At 44.3% G+C, this 3,377-nt stretch carries 4 protein-coding genes; 1 reads left to right on the forward strand and 3 read right to left on the reverse strand.

What is annotated here, in order from left to right; genetic code table 11:
- Positions 1–435 precede the first annotated feature (435 nt).
- Positions 436–1,275, forward strand: coding sequence for an HAD hydrolase-like protein (locus tag F6K51_RS35620; RefSeq protein ID WP_293030473.1), 840 nt, complete (start codon positions 436–438; stop codon positions 1,273–1,275).
- A gap of 7 nt (positions 1,276–1,282) precedes the next feature.
- Here F6K51_RS35620 and mreD read toward each other — a convergent pair whose 3' ends face one another.
- The 3 genes from mreD to mreB form a co-directional block, all read right to left on the reverse strand.
- Positions 1,283–1,828, reverse strand: a complete 546-nt coding sequence (gene mreD / locus F6K51_RS35625) for a rod shape-determining protein MreD (protein ID WP_293030476.1) — start codon at positions 1,826–1,828, stop codon at positions 1,283–1,285.
- 31 nt (positions 1,829–1,859) lie between these two features.
- Positions 1,860–2,594 carry a rod shape-determining protein MreC gene (gene mreC / locus F6K51_RS35630; protein WP_364304417.1) on the reverse strand — a complete coding sequence of 245 codons (735 nt, stop codon included), beginning with the start codon at positions 2,592–2,594 and terminating at the stop codon, positions 1,860–1,862.
- 130 nt (positions 2,595–2,724) lie between these two features.
- On the reverse strand, positions 2,725–3,377 hold a 653-nt coding region (gene mreB / locus F6K51_RS35635; RefSeq protein ID WP_293030482.1), incomplete at its 5' end, for a rod shape-determining protein MreB.

Consider the following 3,377-nt stretch of genomic DNA (forward strand, 5'->3'; position numbering starts at 1 on the left):
ATACAGTAGCTCATGCCTAGCTACAAAGAGATAGTGGTCTTATCCCAATATTAGGATGGGGGTCTTGAATTAATCTACTCAAAGCAATATTTTCGCTCATTACGCCCCTAGTAGCTCAACAGCAGGATTAAACAGATCAATATATATATAGGTTTTTTTCTATATCCTAGTATAAATTGGCTGTCATGGAATGCAATTGTTGCCTAATTTTGTCTAAGTGCTGCTCCAGTTCCTTAGGCAAAAAGTTAGCTTTATTTATTTAACTATTTATAGTTAAAATTAAACTATCAACCGTCAACCGTCAACCTTTAACATAGTTACCTCAAAGAATACAAAATGGTATCAATGTCCCCTCAAGCAGGTGGCAATCTACACTAAAGCTGGTAAATTGTAAAGAAGTATGTCAAAAAGCCCAGCCCAGCCCAGAACTAATCTATGAACTGTGTTGCTGCCCCAGACAGGCAATTATCCCGATTTTACCTGCCTCAAAATACAGTCCCCTACTTGCAACAACTGACCGTATTCTGTGATTTTGACGGTCCCATTGTTGATGTTTCCAATCGCTACTACACCACCTACCAGCTAGCACTAACCGATACTCAAGGGTTCTACCAAGCTCAAGGTATAACCTTACCGATCCAGACCATGAGTAAACAGCAGTTCTGGCAAATGAAGCAAGAACGCATCCCTGACCAGGAAATTGCTATGCGCTCAGGGTTACGAGGGGAGCAAATCGATTTCTTCTTGGGGCGTGTGATCAAGATTGTGAATCAATCTGCCTTATTGAACAAAGATCAGCTGCAACCAAACGTAAACTGGGCCTTAGCTCTGCTGCATTCTTATGGCATCCGACTCGTTCTGGTGACATTGCGTTGCACATCCCAGGTCAAACAGATATTGAGAAATTACGGTTTAACTCGTCTTTTTAGCGGCATTTATGGGACAAGAGAAAACCACCATGCTTATCAAAACTATGCTCAGGTCAAACAGGAACTTCTCCAACAAGCACTGTCTGAGCATAGTACTTCATCTTATACCGAACAATCTCCGCTGGCTGAACCGTCCGTATCTGCTTGGATGATTGGTGATACAGAAGCCGATATTCTCGCAGGACAAGCCCTCTCAATTCCGACCATAGCTCTTACCTGTGGCATTCGTTCTGAATCATATCTCAAGCGGTTTGAACCCACTCATATCTGTAGCGACCTACTTTCTGCCACCTCTTATCTATTAGAAATTTCTAGAGCTGTTGGCTCTACGGAACTTGCTATGTAAAAAAGCATTAGGATTGCTCCATTGAATTGCACCACTGCCACCATCGATTGAGTGGATAGTAGACGACTGGTGCCCAAAGACTACTGAGAATGGCAGAACAGATGGCAATACGCTGATGGTCTGTCCAGATTTGTGCTAATTGGCGAGAGCCTTGAAAACTATGCTGAATAGCAGTCACTGTTTCCCCAACAATCGCCATGCCAAAGACAATTAAAGCTACTGAAATAAAATCTTCCTGAATATACCGTTGCTTTTGAATTAGAGCAGTCAAGACCCCCACGATGGCAAGGCTATAGACATGGGTAGGCTCAGGGAATGTCATACCATCTTGCACTAATCCCAATACCAACCCTGCAAATGCTCCTTGAAACGCTGTGCGTTTAATGCTCCAGGCCACAACCCAAATCAACAGCCAGTTGGGAGCAATTCCCAGTAATTCCATTCCCGGTAAACGTGTCAGTAATAATATTGAGCAGAGGATAACTGAACTAACAGTCACTGCCCAATTGATTGTGCGACGAACCCAAATAGAAAACTCAGACGTGTTGGTCATGGTTAATTAGTCATGCTTCATTAGTCATAGGTCATGGGTCATTTGGATGAATAATCACCCACTCCAGATAACTCATCGGGGCTGTCAGCTCAATAATCGCTTCTGGCGCTGGACTTTTGTCAAGAATAACAGACTCTACACGTCCTAGGGGTAAACCAGCTGGGAAAAGCTGGCTGACACTGGAGGTAGCCACAGCATCACCAGGACGCACGTTTGGCAGTTTATCAAAAAACTGCATTATTGCCCGATTAGTTCCTTGTCCACCCAAAAAACCCATGCTACGGCTACGGCTGATCACGGCACCTACCTTACTAGTGGGGTCACTGATCAGCAAAGCACGACTGGTGTGGGGTGTCACGCTAACGACTCTACCCACTACACCCCCAGGTGCCATAACAACGAAGCCCTTTTTGATCCCAGCTTCACTCCCTCTTCCCAGAATGATTTCTTGCCACCAACTATCAGCGCTACGTCCCACAACAGGCGCAACAATTCTTAGTTTATTCTGGGTTTTTTTATAACCTAACAGCTCTTTTAGCTTCTGGTTTTGAGTTTTGAGTTCCTCTACCTGCTGTTGTAGTTCCAGTGTCCGCGCATTAGAGAGGCTTTCTTCTTTAGCAGGTAGCGATTGAAAAGGGCGGCTTATCAATTGATAGATTTCAAAAATTGTTGCACCCTGAGTTCTTCTAAGTAACCAAGCAGCAATGAGGGTAAGACTCCCCAGCATAATTGCTACTCCATGTCTCCCCCACCAGCGACGCAGCATGTACATAGCCTATCCATAAAATAGTCAGATTTTGGCTAACCAGTAAGTTTTTACACTAGCCACACTCAATCTACACTCTTCATATATTTAAGAAAAATACTCTTTAAGGTTGATGTTTAATAGCTGACCACTACATATTACGGGAACGCCCACTAAACACCCGCTCTAACTGTTTGTAGTTCTCTAATACTCGACCAGTTCCCAAAACAACACAGCTGAGGGGATCAGCTGCCACATGGGTGACAATGCCACTTTCATGACTAATAAGTGTATCTAATCCTTTCAATAAAGCACCACCACCCGCCAGCATAATACCTCTATCAATAATATCAGCCGCTAGCTCGGGGGGAGTCCGTTCTAGAGTGCGCTTAACAGCATCAACAATAACAGAAAGGGGTTCTGCCATACTTTCACGAATCTCTGGTCGTTTGATCGTGACAGTTCGTGGTAAGCCAGACAGCAAGTGTAATCCTCGCACCTCCATGGCAGCTTCATTATCCTCAGGTGTTGGATAGGCTGAGCCAATGCGGATTTTGATGTCTTCTGCTGTCCGTTCCCCAATCACTAGGTTATGGACTTTTTTCATATACTGAGTAATCGCTTCACTCAGTTCATCTCCCGCCACACGCACTGATTCACTTAGAACTGTTCCCTGCAAACTGAGAACTGCTACCTCAGTGGTGCCTCCACCGATATCAATAATCATGTTACCGGTTGGTTCTGCTACAGGTAATCCAGCACCAATGGCTGCTGCTACTGGTTCATCAATTAACCTAACTTCTC

Origin of the sequence: Moorena sp. SIO3I8 (assembly GCF_010692325.1) — a bacterium.
Lineage (GTDB): Bacteria > Cyanobacteriota > Cyanobacteriia > Cyanobacteriales > Coleofasciculaceae > Moorena.